This is a genomic window from Solidesulfovibrio aerotolerans (genome assembly GCF_009856865.1).
In the GTDB taxonomy this organism is placed as follows: domain Bacteria; phylum Desulfobacterota; class Desulfovibrionia; order Desulfovibrionales; family Desulfovibrionaceae; genus Solidesulfovibrio; species Solidesulfovibrio aerotolerans.
In genome coordinates this window covers 154,335-171,104 of sequence record NZ_WVUD01000002.1, presented here as the reverse complement: position 1 = coordinate 171,104, position 16,770 = coordinate 154,335, and the positions used below count along the sequence as shown (strand labels likewise).

Genomic DNA, 16,770 nt, shown 5'->3' with positions numbered 1-16,770 from the left:
CAGAGGAGGGGCGTAATGCTCGTCATCGGCACGCCGTGTTTCGGCGGCGTGGTCACTGTGCCGTACATGCTGTCCATGCTGGCGCTCAAAGACCTGCTCAATCGGGAAAATATTGCGTTTCGGCTGCTCACCCCCTGCCACGAGAGCCTCATCACCCGCGCCCGCAATTCCATCGCCAACGAATTTTTGCGCGACGAGGCCGCTTCGCATCTGCTTTTTATTGACGCGGACATTGAATTCGATCCGCGCATGGTCTTGCGGCTTTTGGGCGCTGGCAAGGACGTGGTCTGCGGCGTCTATCCGGTCAAGGGCCTGGACCTTTCCCGGGTCATGGGGCAACCGGCCGGCACGCCGGCTGCTGTGGCCGAGGCAGCCAGCCTCGATTATGCCGTCAAGGTCAAGCCCGGCTGCAAGGTCGATGGGCAGGGTTTTCTGGAAGTGGAGTATGCGGCCACGGGCTTTATGCTCATTCGACGGGACGTTTTCACGCGTCTTGCCCAGGCGTATCCGGGGTTAGGCTACCGTTTTGCCTGCACCAACGAGGCGGCTGCGGAGAACTACGCGTTTTTTGATACGATGATTGATGCGCAGACGCGGGATTATCTGCCCGAGGATTACGCCTTTTGCAAACGCTGGCGCGACATCGGCGGCACAGTGCATGTCAGTGTGTTGGGGCGGTTTGCGCATCATGGGGCGAAGGGATACAGCGGGGATTTCGCGGCATACTTATCGTCAAAAGGGCGATAATACTCTTGTGTGTGGTGTGTCCAATCTATGAAATATTTTCGTAAAATCGATTCTCCTTTTTTGTTCTGGATAATTTTTGGTCTGTTTGTGTTGCTGTTTTTTTTTGTTTGTTGTGGATGAAAGAGTTGTTCTGTTTTTTGGAGTTGTCTATCAATTTATTGGATTGGCTGTGTCGCTTTATGTTCTCAATCAATCGAAGAATTTTTTTAAATATCCGACTGTTGGTGAGAGATTGAGGTCGTTAAAAAGCGCGTTTTTGCTCAGACAAGAATGTAAAGAAGGCTCTGTCTCAGCAGTGGCAGTTGGTAAAGGCAAGATCTATGGACACAGGGTGTTGGTCATTGACGAGCGGAGTGCGTCCGAGAAGATTGAACAGTTAGAAGATTTTTGCATGAATTTGTCTAATAAGATTGTCAGTTTGCATCAATTGGTAGATTCTATTGATGCTAAACTTCTTGGAATGATTAGTGACAATGAAAATAGTATTAATGGCGAAATTTCTAGGTTGGAAGCCCTGGTCGAAAGCAATTCTATAGGTTATGTGCCTTGGTTGGAAGTCGGAATCTGTTCATTTGCTGTTGGAGTATTGCTTTCATCGTTTCCATCTTTAGTTGTGAAGTTTGTTGTTTACGTAAAAGCATGTTTTTAAGACGGCGTGTGTTTTGATAAGGTATATATGATGAACATCACCCCCATCACCCTTGAGGTGTTTAAGAATAAGTTCGCTTCGGTGGCCGAGGAAATGGGCGTCGCCCTGACCCGGACCGCTTATTCGCCCAATATCAAAGAACGCCGCGATTTCTCCTGCGCCGTATTTGACGCCGGCGGCGATATGGTGGCCCAGGCCGCCCACATACCGGTGCACCTTGGCTCCATGCCGCTGTCCGTGCGCGCCGCCATAGACGCCGTGGATATGGGGCCGGGCGATATGGTCATGCTCAACGATCCCTTTAAGGGTGGCACCCATCTGCCCGATATAACGCTGGTGGCCCCGGTCTATGCCGGCGGCGATACGCCGCTTTTTTACGTGGCCAGCCGCGCCCACCACGCCGACGTCGGCGGCATGGCCGCCGGCTCCATGCCGCTTTCCACCTCCATTTTTCAGGAAGGCCTGGTCATACCGCCGGTCAGGATCGTTTCCGGCGGCGAGATCGTTCCCGGCGTCATGGCGCTCTTTCTGGCCAACGTGCGCACCCCGGTCGAGCGCCAGGGCGACTTCGCCGCCCAGATCATGGCCAACCGCACTGGTGTTGCCCGGATGGAAGCGCTGATCGCCGCCCATGGCCGCGACGCCGTGACCCGGCTGGGGCAGGCGTTGCTGGATTATGCCCAGCGCCTCATGGCCGCTGCCATAACCGCCATACCGGACGGCAGCTACACGGCCAGCGACGCCCTGGACGACGACGGGGCCGGCAGCGGGGAAGTGACCGTGCGCCTGACGCTGACCATCGAAGGTGATGCGGCCGAACTGGATTTTCGGGCCAGCGATCCGCAAACCGCCGGCTGCATAAACGCCGTGCGGGCCATAGCCGTCTCGGCCGCGCTCTACGTCTTTCGCGCCCTGGCTGGCGAGGCCGTGCCGGCCAACGCCGGCTGCCTGCGCCCGCTGGCCATCATCACCAAACCCGGCACCGTGGTGGACGCAAGATTTCCGGCCGCCGTGGCCGGCGGCAACGTCGAAACCTCCCAGCGCATCGTGGACGTGATCCTGCGCGCCCTGGCCCTGGCCCTGCCGGACCGCCTGCCGGCAGCCTCCCAGGGCACCATGAATAATCTGGCCATGGGCGGCATCGATGCCCGCACCGGCGCGGCCTTCACGTATTATGAGACCCTGGCCGGCGGAGCCGGGGCTGATGCGACCGGTCCCGGGCAATCAGGGGTGCACTCCCATATGACCAATACGCTCAATACCCCCATCGAAGCCCTGGAATACGCCTATCCGCTGCGGGTGACGCGCTACGCCTTGCGCCGTGGTTCCGGCGGGCCGGGGGAGCACTGCGGTGGCGAGGGGTTGGTGCGCGAGCTTGAGGCGCTGGCACCCATGGAGGCCACCGTCCTTTCGGACCGGCGGCTGCGCGGCCCCTGGGGGCTGGCCGGCGGCGGCGAAGGGGCACCGGGCGTCAATGTGCTGACGCGCCGCACCGGTGAAATGGCCATGCCGGGCAAATTCCACGTGCATCTGCGCCCTGGCGACCGGTTGCGCATCGAAACGCCGGGCGGCGGGGGGTACGGCAGTTCGGGCTGATTGCATTTTTTTGCGCACTCGCATAAGGCGTGTCTTCCAGGCGCTCCGGGGGACCGGATTTGGCGCTTTCCTTTTCCCATGCCATCCTGTAGCATAGCCCATTTCGTAATTATGCCATTGTTTTCTTGATACGACCCACAATCCGCTCCGCCACAACGGCATGAGCGAACTTCTTGGAGGAAGTCTTGGAATATACCGTTGCTCAGATTTCGCCTGTCAAAACGCAGGTTAACGTGAGTGTTCCGGCCGAAGAGGCCACTGCTGCCCTGTCCACCGCCGTGGCGCTTTTCCGCTCCAAGGCCGACATCAAGGGCTTTCGCAAGGGCAAAGTGCCGTCCAGCGTCGTTGAGCAGCGCTTTAAAAAAGAGATCGTCAGCGAAGCCACCACCGATCTTATCAACGTTCATATCAATGATATCATGGGCGAACTGAAGCTGGCCCCCCTGGCCGGCCTGGATGTCAGCGAAGCCGCCCTGGCCAAGGGCGAGCCGCTGGCCTATACGTTTACCTTCGAGCACGCCCCGGCGTTCGAGCTGCCCGAGTACAAGGGCCAGGCTATCGAGGAAGAGGACGTCATTGTCTCCGATGCCGACATCGACGCCGTGATTGAGCGCGTGCGCAAGAATCTGGCCGAAGTCGCGCCCATTAGCGACAACCGTACCCCGGTTGATGGCGACGTGGTGTCTGTGACCTTCGAGGCTTTCGAGAACGGCGTGGCCGTTCCCGGCGTTCGGGCCGAGAATTTCGAGATGACCCTTGGCGAAGGCCAGTCCCTGGCCGATTTTGAAGCCCTGGTCAAAACCGTGCCCGCCGGTTCCGAAGGCGAGGGCGAGATGACCTTCCCGGCGGACTTCATCAATACCGACCTGGCCGGTCGCACCGTGACCATGAAGGTGGCCGTCCACGTCATCAAGGTCCGCACCCTGCCGCCGGTGGACGATGAGCTGGCCAAGAAAGCCGGCAACTTTGAAGGTCTGGACAAGATGCGCGAAGCCATTACCATGTCCTACAAGAAATCGCGTGAAGACCTGCACCGCTCGTCGGCTCAGAAGAAACTGCTCGACAAGCTGCTGGCCGCCCTCGATTTCCCGCTGCCGCCCACAGCCGTGGAGCAGCAGCTTGGCCAGATGGTCCAGGAGTTTGTGGGCCAGTTGGAGCGCCGGGGCAAGAGCCTGGAGTCCACGGGCAAATCCCTGGCCGAGATCGAAGGCGAGCTGCGGTCCCAGGCCGAGGAGCTGGTCAAAACCCAGATTTACCTCTCGGCCGTGGCCGCCAAGGAAGAACTCACCGTCACCCCCCAGGAGATGGATGCGTTTTTCTACCGCCTCTCGACCCAGGTTGGGCAGGATGTCATTCTGCTCAAGCGCTACTACGAGGACAACGGCATGATGATCATGGTGCGCGACAAGCTTCTGGCCGACAAGGCCGCGGACCTGATTTACGCCAGCGCCCTGGTCACCAAGGTGGCCCCGACCGAGGCGGCCGCCGAGGCCACGGTCTAGACACTAAGGACCGTTTTTTGCATTCAAACTGAAATCAGGACGAAGCGGCCCGGATTCGCCAGCCGCTTCGTCCTGTGTAACCAAAGCCGGGCGGTCGTGGCGGTCGTGGTTTGCGGACAAAACCGTCGCAAGCCGTCGCCCCCGGCACACCAAAGGGAACGTGATGGCCACCATCCCCATAGTCATCGAAACGACCGGTCGCACCGAACGTGCCTACGACATCTATTCGCGGCTGCTTCGGGACCGCATCATCCTGCTCGGCGACGCGGTCGATGACCATATCGCCAACCTGATATGCGCCCAGCTGCTCTTTCTTGAATCCGAGGATCCTGAGAAAGAAATTTTCATGTACATCAATTCCCCGGGCGGCGTGGTTTCGTCGGGGCTGGCCATCTATGACACCATGCGCTACGTGCTGCCGCCGGTTTCCACCCTGTGTCTGGGACAGGCCGCCAGCATGGGTGCCTTGCTCCTGTGCGCCGGGGCCACGGGCATGCGCTACGCCCTGCCGCACAGCCGCATCATGATCCACCAGCCGTCTGGCGGGTATCAGGGCCAGGCCACGGACATCGAAATTCACGCCAAGGAAACCCGGCGCACCCGTGACACCTTAAATGAAATCATGGCCCACCACACCGGCCAGGATATCGAGAAAATCAGGGTGGATACCGAGCGCGACAATTTCATGAGCGCCGAGGAAGCTGTGGCCTACGGACTTATCGACAAGGTGTTGACCTCCAGGGAGCCTCTGGGGAAAAAAGGATCCGAACAGGCCTAGGACCGTGTCGCGGTCAAAAAGGCCCGGTACGCCGGGCAGGGTGGGTGTTCCCGTATGACGAGGAAGAAAGGAACCGTGTCGGGCGAGTTGTGCTGCTCGTTTTGCGGTAAGAACCAGGACGAAGTGCAGCGGCTCATCGCCGGCCCGGATGTCTATATTTGCGATGAATGCGTGGCCCTTTGCAACGAGATCATCGCTCAGGAATCCGTCAGCGAAGAGACCGAGGGGGGCAAGCTTCTGGCTCCCGCCGAGATCAAACGCCTGCTCGACGAATACGTCATCGGCCAGGAACAGGCCAAAAAGATTCTGGCCGTGGCCGTGCACAACCACTACAAGCGCGTCTACTACGCCAGCGCCGCCGGCGTGGACGACGTCGAAATCGACAAGAGCAACATTCTGCTGATCGGCCCCACCGGCTCCGGCAAGACGCTGCTGGCCCAGACTCTGGCCCGGATTTTAAACGTCCCCTTTGCCATCGCCGACGCCACCACGCTGACCGAGGCCGGCTACGTGGGCGAGGACGTGGAAAACATCCTGGTCCAGTTGCTGCAAAACGCCGATTACGACATCGAGTCGGCCAGCAAGGGCATCATCTACATCGACGAGATCGACAAGATCGCGCGCAAGGGCGACAGCCCGTCCATCACCCGCGACGTGTCGGGCGAGGGCGTGCAGCAGGCCCTTTTAAAGATCATTGAAGGCACCGAGGCCAACATCCCGCCCAAGGGGGGCCGCAAGCACCCGCAGCAGGAGTTTATCCGGCTCAATACCTCCAATATCCTGTTTATCGTGGGCGGCGCGTTTATCGGCCTGGAAAAGATCGTGGGCCAGCGTATGCGTGGTTCGGCCATGGGCTTTGGGGCCAAGGTCGAGGCCAAAAACGACGACGATATGTCCAAGCTCCTCACCCAGGCCCATCCGGCCGATCTGATCAAATTTGGGCTTATCCCCGAATTTGTCGGCCGTATCCCCATCCTCACCAGCCTTGAGGAGCTGACCCAGGAAGATCTGGTGCGCATCCTGACCGAGCCCAAAAACGCCCTGGTCAAACAGTACCAGAAGCTTTTCGAGCTGGACAAGGTGCGGCTGCGCTTTTCCAAAAACGCCCTGGACTCCATTGCGCAAAAGGCCATCGAGCGCAAAACCGGCGCGCGCGGCCTGCGAAACGTCATGGAAACCATCATGCTGGAGATTATGTACAAACTGCCGTCGCTGTCGGGCGTTAAGGAGTGCGTGATCAACAAGGCCGTGGTGGAAAAGGGCATCGAACCGCTGCTGTTTTATCACCAGGAAGTGAAAACCGCCTAGAACCCGGTTGCCTCGCGTTTGACAACGGGTTTTTGGGCCTTACCTCACTTCCTGCCGACGTGCCGCCGGATCGGGACATGCCCGGTCCGGCGACGCAGTCCGCTGAATCAAAACCCGTGAGCGGGAGGATGCATGACTGAATTTACTTTTGATAATAATCGGTTCGCCGCCGAAACCATCCGACTGCCCATGATGAGCCTGCGGGAAGTGGTGATGTTCCCGCGCTCCATCGCGCCGCTGTTCGTAGGCCGCGAGGCCTCGATCAAAGCCATCGAGCAGGCTGTCGCCGCCCACGACAAGAAAATTTTTCTGGTGGCCCAGCGCTCACCCGAAACCGAAAAGCCCACCTCCCAAGACCTGTTCGAGATGGGCACGGTCAGTAAGATTTTGCAGATGCTGCGCCTGCCCGACGGCACGATAAAGGTGCTCTTTGAGGGCCTGTACCGGGCCGAGTGGGAATCCGAGACCATGACCATGGGCGAGGACGCCAACTATCCCATGGTGACCGTGCGCCGGGTGCCGGAAGAAGAGACCCATGGTCCCGAATCCGATGCCCTGATCCGGGCCACCCAGGAGTCCCTGGAGCATTACGGCCGCATCAATAAGAAATTGGCCCCGGAAACCATCCTGGCCATTAATTCCATCACGTCTCCGGGCCGCCTGGCTGATGCGGTGATGCCGCATTTGAAGGTGGACTACATCAAAAAGCAGGGCGTGCTTGAAGAGCTTGAGCCCATGCGCCGCCTGGAAGAGACCTATGCCTTCCTCCAGGGCGAAATCGAAATCTCCTCCATCGAAAAGCGGATCAAAAACCGCGTCAAGCAGCAGATGGAGAAGAATCAGAAAGAGTACTATTTAAACGAGCAGATAAAGGCCATCAACAAAGAGATGGGCCGCGAGGACGATCCCGCTGCCGAGGCCGTGGAATTTGAAAAGCGCTTGGCCGAAAAGAACATGCCCGAAGAGGCCCGGGAAAAGACCCTGCGCGAGATTAAAAAGCTGCGTCAGATTCCGCCGTCCTCAGCTGAATACACGGTCGTTCGCAACTATGTGGAATGGATTCTGGATCTGCCCTGGCAGGTCTACCAGGACACGGATCTCGACATCCTGGCTGCTGAGGAGATCCTGAATACCGACCACTATGGCCTGGATAAGCCCAAGGAACGCATCCTGGAGTTTTTGGCTGTGCAAAAACTCGTGGACCGCATCAAAGGCCCCATCCTGTGTCTGGTCGGCCCGCCGGGTGTTGGCAAGACCTCCCTGGCCAAGTCCATTGCCCGGGCTATGGGCCGGGAATTCGTGCGCCTGTCCCTTGGCGGCGTGCGCGACGAAGCCGAGATTCGCGGCCATCGCCGCACCTATGTCGGGGCGCTGCCAGGAAAGATCATCCAGTCGCTTAAGCGAGTGAAATTTAACAACCCGGTCTTTTGCCTGGACGAAGTGGACAAGATGAGCACGGATTTTCGGGGCGATCCGTCTTCGGCCCTGCTCGAAGTCCTCGATCCCGAACAGAACTACGCCTACAACGACCACTATCTCGATCTGGACTACGACCTGTCCAAGATCTTTTTTATCACCACGGCCAACTCCCTGCATTCCATCCCGCTGCCGTTGCAGGATCGCATGGAGATCATCCGCATCCCGGGCTACCTCGAAACCGAGAAGGCCGAAATCGGCAGCCGTTTTCTGCTGACGAAGAATATTGAACAGCACGGCCTGTCGTCGGACAACGTCACCCTGACCGACGAAGCCCTGTTGACCATCATCCGCCGCTACACCCGCGAGGCCGGCGTGCGCAATCTCGAACGCGAGATTGCCAGCGTGTGCCGCAAGGTGGCCAGAAAGCTTGTGGAAGGCAAGGAGCCGGACAAGCGCTTTGCGATCACGGCGGAGAACCTGGAATCCTACCTGGGCGTGCCCAAGCATCGCCATGGCGAGATGGAGCCCGTGGCCAAGGTGGGGCTGTGCACCGGCATGGCCTATACCGAGGTCGGCGGCGAGCTGCTCATGGTCGAAGCGGCCATCATGCCCGGTACGGGCAAGGTGGAGATCACCGGCAAATTGGGCGACGTCATGCAGGAGTCGGCCCGGGCGGCCCTGTCCTATTTGCGCTCGCGTTCGGGGCTCTACGGCCTCAAGCCCGATTTCCACAAGGAAATCGACATGCACATCCACGTGCCCGAGGGCGCCATCCCCAAGGACGGTCCGTCGGCCGGCATCACCTTGGCCACCACGGTCATTTCGGCCCTGTTAAACATCCCCGTGCGCAACGACATTGCCATGACCGGCGAGATCACCCTGCGCGGCCGGGTGCTGCCCATTGGCGGCCTTCGCGAGAAGCTGCTCGCCGCCCACCGGGGTCTTATCCGCACGGTGCTGATTCCGGCCGAAAACGAAAAGGATTTAAAGGACGTGCCCGAGGTCATCCTCAAGGACATGGAGATCATAAAGGTCGAGAGCATGGACGAGGTGCTTTCCAACGCCCTGGTGTGCGAGGAGCAGGCCCGGCTCTTTTGCGGCCGCGACGAGAACGCCGTGCCCCTGTCTGAATCGCTGCTCAAGGAAGAATACCGCGTGGAGCACCGGCACTAGGAACACGTTTGGGGGATCATCCGGTTCCCTGGAGAAAAGACCGACGTTACAAGCCGGGACGGTGTTGCCGTCCCGGCTTGTATTGCGTCCTCAAACGGGGGACTTATGGCATTGGTGGCCACTGCTGAGTGCTATGAAGCACACGGAGAATGAAAATGGATTTTGCGCTCACCTCGTAGATGACGACATAGGGAAGGGCACACGGAACTAAAACCAATTCCCGTGTGCCCTTTATCCGACCCGGTCTTCCCATGCCAGGAAAGGACTCCAAGCGGCTCACCGCGTCGATGATTTCCCTGCCGACACGTAGCGCGGTAGGTAGATCGTCTTGCTCGATGTAGTCTAGCAAGCTGTCTAGATCATTTGCCGCCCACTCGGTCCATTCAATCGACATGGATTCCCCGCCGGCGCATCCTGTCCTTCACTGCTTCGTGTGAAACCAGACGGCCGGCAGCCACGTCCTGTCGTCCCCTCTCCACTTCCTCGGCAAACCATGTCTCATATTCCAGATAGCGGGAGAGGGCGTCCTTGATGATCCAGGCTCGGCTTCGGCCCGTGGCCTGAGCCAACCCATCCAAACGCGAAACCATGTCTTCGTCCATGCGCACGGTGGTCGGTATACTCATGGGCAACCTCCTCGCATACAAAGTATGCATATGAATACATCGCCTCCAGGGAAGGCGCAAGCGTCCCCGCCCTCTGGTCTGGCGAGGCTTTCCCGGCCGCAACGGTGGTCAATACGATTGTTGGAATTGTTGGTCAGTGGTTCCCCACGGAAAACCCGGAAGGACCGTTTATTCTGGCTGGTCTCTAGCATCGGGTTGGACCGGGAAGATGGGCTCGGCCCAGGTGTCGATGATCTGGCGAAACGCTGCCGAGACGGCGTGGTAGTCCACAACGTCAACGAGAATGGGCAGATCCGAAGCGGCCAGGGCGTCGCGAAGTGTTTCCAACTGCGCGGCAGGCAGCGGTCCGGTGGCGCGCAGGGCAATGTCGAGGTCCGAGGCCGGCCGGGCCGTGCCACGGACTCGTGAGCCGTAGGCCAGGACGGTGGCCTGCGGGACGTGCTCGGCCAGGAGGCGTCGGACTTCGGCGAGCTGTTGCGGGGGCAGATCAATCATTGCGCTGGGTCAGTTGGGCGAGCAGTTGCTCGGCATGGGGCAGGAACTGCCGGGCAACTGTACACACGTCCAGGGCCGTGGCCCCGTCATAGGTGTGCGATGTTTGATTGCGGGCGTCGCCAAAAGCAAACCAGGGCAGGGGATCGGCGAGCAGGCCGTAGCGGGCGGCCTGTCGAAACAGATCCTTGCGGGATCTGGGAAAATCGGCTGCATCCGGGGCGGCGTTTTCCCGCAGCCAGCGTTGCAGATATTTCCAACTCTGCTCGTAGGCCACTTCGAACTGCTGGATGATCCCGGCCTGGACCGTCTCGCGTAAGGCCGGGTCGATGGCGTCGAGACCGTCAGCCGTGGCCTCAAGGGACCGGGCCAGGGCCGCGACGGCTTTGGCCAGGCTTGTCAGGTCAAGGGCCACGGGCGTCTCCTCGTCATACGGCTTGGCCGTGTGGTTTCATGCTGCTCCTGCCTGCCTGCCGCGTCCTCAATCGCCCGGCAAATCCAGCGGCGCATCGCTGTCGCCGTGCCCTTGGGGGGTGCGGCCCTGCTCCCGATCCACTTCAGCCAGCTTTTGGCAGCGCAGATTGCGCAGCCGCTCGCCCGAAATCGGGCCGCGCTGGCGCTGGCGGCCGGGCAGATGCACCGAAAGCATGACCTTTAAATCCCGCTTGGCCAGGGGAAAGACGTCATGGCCGCTGTCGGCCTGGACCAGGGCGAACAGCGGCTCCACCATCTCGTGCTTGTGCAGCCAGGTGAGCATGTCCACCCGCGTCCCGGCCCGCAACTCGCTGTAGCGCGCCGCCTTCATATGCAGCTTGGCCGCCGCCACCCCGGCTTCGCGCACCCGGTTGGGGAGCTTTAAGCGGCGACCAAGTTCCTCGGCCACCTCCACCCCCCGGTCGTCGTGGCCGTGGTGGCGCGGCCACTCGCACTCGGGCGTGCTGATTTTGCCGAGATCATGGCACACGGCCATCCAGCCGGCCAGCGGTTCCCCGGCCAGCCGATCCACCACTTCGAGCATGTGGGCAAAGAGGCTGCCGCGGTGGAATTCCGGCGGCCCGGCCGGAATGTGGCGGGAGGCCTCCAGTTCCGGCAGCCAGGGCAGCAGGCAGCCGGTTTCGGCCAACAGCGCGAAAAACCGCGAGGGCTTGGGCGTGTCCAGGGCTTTGCGCACTTCCTGGGCCACCCGTTCGGCGAATACATCGGCCAGCGCCCCGCAGGCGGCAACAGCCCGCATCTGGGCGATAAGCTCAGGGTGCGGCGAAAAATCCGGCAGCGAGGCGGCAAACCGGGCCGCCCGGTAGACCCGCAGCGGATCGTCAAACATTGACATCTCGCCGCAGGGCCGCAGCAGCCTATCGCGCAGATCGGCCAAAGCCAGGGGATGAAAGTGCAGCCGGCCCGCGATATGCCGGGAATCGCCCATGGCCATGGCGTTAATGGTGAGATCCCGGGCCAGCAGGTCCTCGTTTAAACTCTCTCCGCGCGGCCAGGCATACTGGGCACTGCCCAGCATGAAGACCGGAAAGGTCTTGCCGACTTGCCGTGCCCTTCGATACCGTCTGACGAACGCCTCGGGCGTTGCGTCGACAATGAGGTAATCCTGATCCACAACCGGCCGGCCGAGCAAAATATCGCGGACCGCGCCGCCTACGAGATACCGTTTCATGCATGACTCCGGGGCGGACTTTGTCCCAAAAGCCTTGAAAAATCCAGGGGGGAAGACCGAGTTGTCGCAAAACCCCTTTGCCGGCGGCGGCATCTGGCTGTGGGCCTCGGGTGGCGCCGGCCTGGCCGAGCCTGTTTCTCCAGCAATGCTCACAGGTTTGCATCCCTTGTGGGCGGCCGACATGGAGCGCCTTGGTCCGTGGCGCGAGGTGATGCTGGGGCCGCAGTACGGGCCGGTGGCCGGTCGTTGGCTTGGGGCCATGGGGTCGGCCGGGGCGAGCGCGGATGCGATTCTGGTGGTCGGCCCGTGCGTTTCGAGCCTGGATGTGGCCTGGGCCTTTGTCCGGGCCGGGATGCTTCTCCCGTTTGCTGCGGTCGTGGCCGTGTCCCAGACCCGGGGCCGGGGGCAACTGCGCCGGGACTGGGTTTCGCCCCCGGGCAACCTCTACGCCGCCCTGGCCTGGCCCCAGGCCGACGGGGCGTTGGCGGCCCTGGCTCCGGTGCTGGCCGGGGCCTGCCTGTGCGATGCTTTAAACGAGCGGGGATTTGCCGCCCAGGTCAAGTGGCCCAACGATCTGCTTCTCGAGGACCGCAAAATCGGCGGTATCTTGCTGGAAGAGCGGGGCGGCCGGATCGTGGCCGGAATAGGTATAAATTTCGCGAGTGCGCCCGATGCCGCCCGGCTGCGTCGGGAGCATGCCGCCCCGGCCGCCAGTTTGGCTGCGTTTGGCGTGGTGCCGGGCGCGGTTACGTTCTGGGCTGACCTTGTGAAGTCCGGGCAAACCTGCTATCGGCAGTGCGTTGCGCTATCGGACTCGCACGCGTTATCCCGTTTTCTTGAGGGGCGTCTGGCTTGGCTTGGCCGGGACGTGTACGTGCGTGAAAGCGAAGCGGATGGATTTCGGGCGCGGATCGTTGGGTTGGCCGAGGACGGGGGACTTCGGCTGCGACGTATCGATCCCGGCCCAGGGCAGGATTTGACGCTTCATAGCGGGAGTATCTCCCTCCTTTGATGCCGGCCCCCGCCGGATCGTCACTCTTTAGCGAATGGACAGGTCGCCCCCAGGGGTCAGAGGACAGCATGATCGCCAAGACGTTTCAGGAAGTGCTTTCCGCCGTTGAAGGAAAGAAGATTCTTGTCGCCAACCGGGGCATTTCCGCCCGCCGGGTTCTGCGGTCCATCCGCGAACGGCTTCGCGCCATTCCCGTACTCACTGTAACCGACGTCGATATGACGTCTCCGGCCACTGCCGGGGCACATGAACTGATCACCCTGGGGCCGGACCCCAGAGCCTATCTGGATATTGACGGCATCATCAAGAAGGCCAAGGCCCGGGGCGTGGTCGCCATCCATCCGGGTTGGGGCTTTGCCTCGGAAGACTGCGAATTCCCCCGCAAGTGCGCCGAAGCCGGCATTCTGTTTATCGGCTCCTCGGCCGATGCCATGAAAAGCCTTGGCAACAAGGTCGAAGCGCGCCGGCTGGCCATGAATCTGGGCATCCCGGTGGTGCCCGGCTCCGAAGGCTCGGTGACCATTCCCGAAGCCCGGGAGATCGCCAAAAAGATCGGCTTCCCCATCATGCTCAAGGCCGAAGGCGGCGGCGGCGGCCGGGGCATCTACGAAATTTATTCCGAGGCCCAGCTCGAATCCGCCTTTTCCAAGGCGTCGGCCATGGCCCAGGCCTCGTTTGGCAACCCGCACCTGTTCGTGGAAAAGCTCCTCACCAGCGTGCGCCACATCGAAATCCAGGTGGCCGGCGACCGTTTCGGCAACGTGTTCGCCTTTGACGAACGCGATTGCTCGGTGCAGCGCAACCACCAAAAGCTCGTGGAGATCACCCCGTCCCCCTGGCGCGGCATGACCGAAGAGCTGCGGCAGCGCCTCAAGGACTACGGCGAGCGGCTGGTGCGCGAGACCGGGTATTATTCCCTGGCCACCGTGGAATTTCTGGTCGATGCCGACGGCGAACCGTACATGATCGAGGTCAACACCCGGTTGCAGGTGGAGCACGGCATCACCGAATGCCGCTACGGCGTGGACCTGGTCGAAGAGCAGATCAACATCGCCTTTGGCGGCAAGCTGCGGTTTAATTGCGCCGACACCCGGCCGCTGTTGCAGGCCATGCAGTTGCGCATCAACTGCGAAGACCCCAAGAAGAATTTCGCCCCCAACGCCGGCACCGTCACCCGCTATCTGTCCCCCGGCGGCCAGGGCATCCGGCTCGATTCCTGCCTCACCGCCGGCTACGAGTTCCCTACCCAGTACGATTCCGCCGGCGCTCTGCTCATTTCCTACGGCCGCAACTGGCCCAAGATCGTTTCGGTCATGGAGCGGGCGCTGCGCGAATACATTATCGGCGGCCTCAAAACGACCATCCCGTTCCATCGCCAGATTTTGCGCCACCCGGAATTCATGAAAGGGGACTTTGACACCAAGTTCATTAATCAGAATCCGTATCTGCTCAATTATCTTGACGAGGAGTCCGAGGCCCTGCGCCTGTCTTCGCTCGTGGCCGAGATTGCGGCCCGGGGCTACAATCCCCATGTCCAGCTGGGCAAATACCGGGGCCGCGACGATTACCGCCTGGGCCGGTTCACGCCGCATCTGCCGGAAGTCGATCTGCGCACCCCGGAAAACCCGTACCCGCGCGGCGACCGCCAGGCAGTCCTGGACATGGTGCGCGACTCGGGCAAAGTTCATTTCGTGGACACCACCACCCGCGACATCACCCAGTCCAACAGCGGCAACCGCTTCCGGCTGGCCGAGGATGAGCTGGTTGGCCCGTATCTCGACAACTGCGGCTTTTTCTCGCTGGAAAATGGCGGCGGCGCGCACTTCCACGTGGCCATGATGGCCAACATGACCTACCCGTTTACCGAGGCGGCCAAGTGGAACCAGTTTGCGCCCAAGACCATGAAGCAACTGCTCATCCGCTCGACCAACGTGCTTGGCTACAAGCCCCAGCCGCGCAATCTCATGCGGCTGACGGGCGAGATGATCTGCGAGCACTACGATATCATTCGTTGTTTTGATTTTCTGAATCATATCGATAATATGTACCCGTTTGCCGAAGTCGCCCTGTCGCGCCCCGGCATCATCTTCGAGCCGGCCATCTCGCTGTCGCACGCGCGTGGCTTCGACGTGCCGCACTATCTGGGCGTTTTAGAGGCCATCCTGGAGCAGACCGCCAAGGCCGGCGGCATGACCAAGGCCAAGGCGGCCAAGAGCATCATCTTGTGCCTCAAAGATATGGCCGGCATGTGTCCGCCGCGTTTCGTCAAGGCGCTTATTGCCGCCATCCGCAAGGCCTACCCCGATCTGGTCGTCGATTACCACCGCCACTACACCGACGGCCTGTTCGTTCCGGCCGTGGGCGCGGCAGCCGAAGCCGGTTGTCACATTGTGGACACGGCCATCGGTGCCTCGGTGCGCTGGTACGGCCAGGGCGAGGTGCTCGGGACGGCCGCCTATATTGAGGAAGATCTCGGCGTGCCCGTGGCGCTCACCAAGGACAACAAGGACATGATCCGGGCGGCCAACTTTACCCTCAAACAGATCATGCCCTATTACGACCGCTATACCGCCCCGTATTTCCAGGGCATCGACTACGATGTCGTGGAGCACGCCATGCCCGGCGGGGCCACCAGCTCGTCCCAGGAAGGGGCCATGAAGCAGGGATACATCCACCTGCTGCCCTACATGCTCAAGTTCCTGGCCGGCACCCGCAAGATCGTGCGCTATCATGACGTCACGCCGGGGTCGCAGATCACCTGGAACACCGCCTTTCTGGCCGTCACCAGCGCCTACAAGGTCGGCGGCGAACGGGCCGTGAAGGACATGCTCGAAGTGCTTGAGGTCGTGTCCGAACATCCCGACGAGTGCCTGACCCCGGCGGCCAGGCACGACCGGCTCCTGCTCTACGCCAACTGCAACGATGCGTTCCGCAATCTGCTGCTGGGCAAGTTCGGCAAGATGCCGCTGGGATTCCCGCCGGATTGGGTTTACGAGAGTGCTTTCGGGGCGGATTGGCAGCGGGCCATTGAGACGCGCACCGAGGATTCGCCGCTGGACGCTCTTGGCGAGCTGGATATGGACGCCGAAATGGCGGCGCTGACCAAGCAGCTTGGCCGGGAACCCTCCAACGAAGAATTCGTGCTCTATCTCAATCATCCGGGCGATGCCTTAAAGACCATGGAGTTTCGCAAGAAATACGGCGATCCCAACAACCTTCCCTTGGACGTCTGGTTCGAGGGTCTGGAAACCGGCGAGGAGCTGACCTTCTCCGACAGCCTGGGCAAGCCCCACCACCTCTCGCTCTTGGACATCTCGCGGCCCGAAGCCAGCGGCCTGTCCACCGTGCGCTATGTCCTTGATTCCGAAATCTTAAGCCATCAGGTGCAGGTGGCGGCGGCACAGAACGGACCGGCCGCCAAGGTCGAGATGGCCGACCCCAACAACCCCTACCACGTGGGCGCGCCGGTTTCCGGCGACCTGTGGGTCATGCACGTCTCGCCCAACGACTACATCAAGACCGGCGAGGAACTGTTTAATATCTCCGTCATGAAGCAGGAAAAGACCGTGGCCTCGCCCATGGACGCCATGGTCAAACGGGTGATAAAAAACGCGGATTACGCCAATGACCGCAAGATGGTACCGGTCAAGGAAGGAGAGCTCCTGGTCGAACTGGCTCCCGTCACCAAGAACTGTCCGACCTGCCGGCAACCTGTGGGCGAAGAACATTTCAAATTCTGTCCCAACTGTGGCGAACAGGTGTAGATTTCGCCGAGAACGTGTTAACGGCGGCCGGCCAAGAT

14 protein-coding genes are annotated in these 16,770 nt (G+C 60.9%); 9 read left to right on the top strand and 5 right to left on the bottom strand.

The annotated features are described in order from the left end of the window. Positions 1-15 precede the first annotated feature (15 nt). From GTA51_RS02375 to lon, 7 genes are all read left to right on the top strand, one after another. Complete coding sequence (locus GTA51_RS02375) at positions 16-747, top strand: hypothetical protein (RefSeq protein WP_160958354.1); 732 nt, start codon at positions 16-18, stop codon at positions 745-747. A gap of 103 nt (positions 748-850) precedes the next feature. Then, positions 851-1,396 carry a hypothetical protein gene (locus tag GTA51_RS02370; RefSeq protein WP_160958352.1) on the top strand — a complete coding sequence of 182 codons (546 nt, stop codon included), beginning with the start codon at positions 851-853 and terminating at the stop codon, positions 1,394-1,396. 30 nt (positions 1,397-1,426) lie between these two features. Next, complete coding sequence (locus GTA51_RS02365; protein WP_160958351.1) at positions 1,427-2,992, top strand: hydantoinase B/oxoprolinase family protein; 1,566 nt, start codon at positions 1,427-1,429, stop codon at positions 2,990-2,992. A 185-nt stretch (positions 2,993-3,177) separates the two neighbouring features. Next, positions 3,178-4,494, top strand: a complete 1,317-nt coding sequence (tig, locus tag GTA51_RS02360) for a trigger factor (RefSeq protein WP_160958349.1) — start codon at positions 3,178-3,180, stop codon at positions 4,492-4,494. Positions 4,495-4,657: 163 nt separating this feature from the next. Next, the gene (gene clpP, locus GTA51_RS02355) at positions 4,658-5,272 is read left to right on the top strand and encodes an ATP-dependent Clp endopeptidase proteolytic subunit ClpP (protein WP_160958348.1); all 615 of its coding nucleotides are present in this window, start codon (positions 4,658-4,660) and stop codon (positions 5,270-5,272) included. Positions 5,273-5,326: 54 nt separating this feature from the next. Next, positions 5,327-6,580, top strand: a complete 1,254-nt coding sequence (gene clpX, locus GTA51_RS02350; RefSeq protein WP_160958346.1) for an ATP-dependent Clp protease ATP-binding subunit ClpX — start codon at positions 5,327-5,329, stop codon at positions 6,578-6,580. Positions 6,581-6,712: 132 nt separating this feature from the next. After that, positions 6,713-9,172, top strand: coding sequence for an endopeptidase La (gene lon, locus GTA51_RS02345; RefSeq protein ID WP_160958345.1), 2,460 nt, complete (start codon positions 6,713-6,715; stop codon positions 9,170-9,172). Positions 9,173-9,275: 103 nt separating this feature from the next. On the opposite strand, the gene GTA51_RS21480 is transcribed toward lon, so the two are convergent. From GTA51_RS21480 to GTA51_RS02320, 5 genes are all read right to left on the bottom strand, one after another. Next, the gene (locus tag GTA51_RS21480) at positions 9,276-9,566 is read right to left on the bottom strand and encodes a type II toxin-antitoxin system RelE/ParE family toxin (RefSeq protein WP_160958343.1); all 291 of its coding nucleotides are present in this window, start codon (positions 9,564-9,566) and stop codon (positions 9,276-9,278) included. Continuing rightward, on the bottom strand, positions 9,556-9,798 hold the full coding sequence (locus tag GTA51_RS02335) for a CopG family ribbon-helix-helix protein (RefSeq protein ID WP_160958342.1): 243 nt from the start codon (positions 9,796-9,798) through the stop codon (positions 9,556-9,558). Before GTA51_RS02335 ends, GTA51_RS21480 begins: the two co-directional genes overlap by 11 nt. A gap of 168 nt (positions 9,799-9,966) precedes the next feature. Further along, entirely contained in the window at positions 9,967-10,293 is a 327-nt protein-coding gene (locus GTA51_RS02330; RefSeq protein WP_160958340.1) for a nucleotidyltransferase family protein, read from the bottom strand. Continuing rightward, complete coding sequence (locus GTA51_RS02325; RefSeq protein WP_160958338.1) at positions 10,286-10,705, bottom strand: HI0074 family nucleotidyltransferase substrate-binding subunit; 420 nt, start codon at positions 10,703-10,705, stop codon at positions 10,286-10,288. The genes GTA51_RS02330 and GTA51_RS02325 overlap by 8 nt, the downstream gene beginning before the upstream one ends. Positions 10,706-10,771: 66 nt before the next feature. Continuing rightward, positions 10,772-11,956 carry a tRNA nucleotidyltransferase/poly(A) polymerase-related protein gene (locus GTA51_RS02320; protein WP_160958337.1) on the bottom strand — a complete coding sequence of 395 codons (1,185 nt, stop codon included), beginning with the start codon at positions 11,954-11,956 and terminating at the stop codon, positions 10,772-10,774. A gap of 61 nt (positions 11,957-12,017) precedes the next feature. Here GTA51_RS02320 and GTA51_RS02315 point away from each other — a divergent pair, with 61 nt between their 5' ends. Both GTA51_RS02315 and GTA51_RS02310 read left to right on the top strand, forming a co-directional pair. Next, positions 12,018-12,968: a biotin--[acetyl-CoA-carboxylase] ligase gene (locus tag GTA51_RS02315; protein ID WP_160958335.1), complete on the top strand. Its 951-nt coding sequence runs from the start codon at positions 12,018-12,020 to the stop codon at positions 12,966-12,968. A 68-nt stretch (positions 12,969-13,036) separates the two neighbouring features. After that, positions 13,037-16,732: a pyruvate carboxylase gene (locus tag GTA51_RS02310; RefSeq protein ID WP_160958333.1), complete on the top strand. Its 3,696-nt coding sequence runs from the start codon at positions 13,037-13,039 to the stop codon at positions 16,730-16,732. The last annotated feature ends 38 nt before the right edge of the window (positions 16,733-16,770 follow it).

What these genes read in the sequence shown, in the direction of transcription:
- GTA51_RS02320 (WP_160958337.1), bottom strand. Translation starts at nt 11,956, where the DNA reads ATGAAACGGTATCTCGTAGGCGGCGCGGTCCGCGATATTTTGCTCGGC.
- GTA51_RS02365 (WP_160958351.1), top strand. Translation starts at nt 1,427, where the DNA reads ATGAACATCACCCCCATCACCCTTGAGGTGTTTAAGAATAAGTTCGCT.
- GTA51_RS02375 (WP_160958354.1), top strand. Translation starts at nt 16, where the DNA reads ATGCTCGTCATCGGCACGCCGTGTTTCGGCGGCGTGGTCACTGTGCCG.
- GTA51_RS02310 (WP_160958333.1), top strand. Translation starts at nt 13,037, where the DNA reads ATGATCGCCAAGACGTTTCAGGAAGTGCTTTCCGCCGTTGAAGGAAAG.
- clpP (WP_160958348.1), top strand. Translation starts at nt 4,658, where the DNA reads ATGGCCACCATCCCCATAGTCATCGAAACGACCGGTCGCACCGAACGT.
- GTA51_RS02330 (WP_160958340.1), bottom strand. Translation starts at nt 10,293, where the DNA reads ATGATTGATCTGCCCCCGCAACAGCTCGCCGAAGTCCGACGCCTCCTG.
- GTA51_RS21480 (WP_160958343.1), bottom strand. Translation starts at nt 9,566, where the DNA reads ATGTCGATTGAATGGACCGAGTGGGCGGCAAATGATCTAGACAGCTTG.
- GTA51_RS02335 (WP_160958342.1), bottom strand. Translation starts at nt 9,798, where the DNA reads ATGAGTATACCGACCACCGTGCGCATGGACGAAGACATGGTTTCGCGT.
- clpX (WP_160958346.1), top strand. Translation starts at nt 5,327, where the DNA reads ATGACGAGGAAGAAAGGAACCGTGTCGGGCGAGTTGTGCTGCTCGTTT.
- lon (WP_160958345.1), top strand. Translation starts at nt 6,713, where the DNA reads ATGACTGAATTTACTTTTGATAATAATCGGTTCGCCGCCGAAACCATC.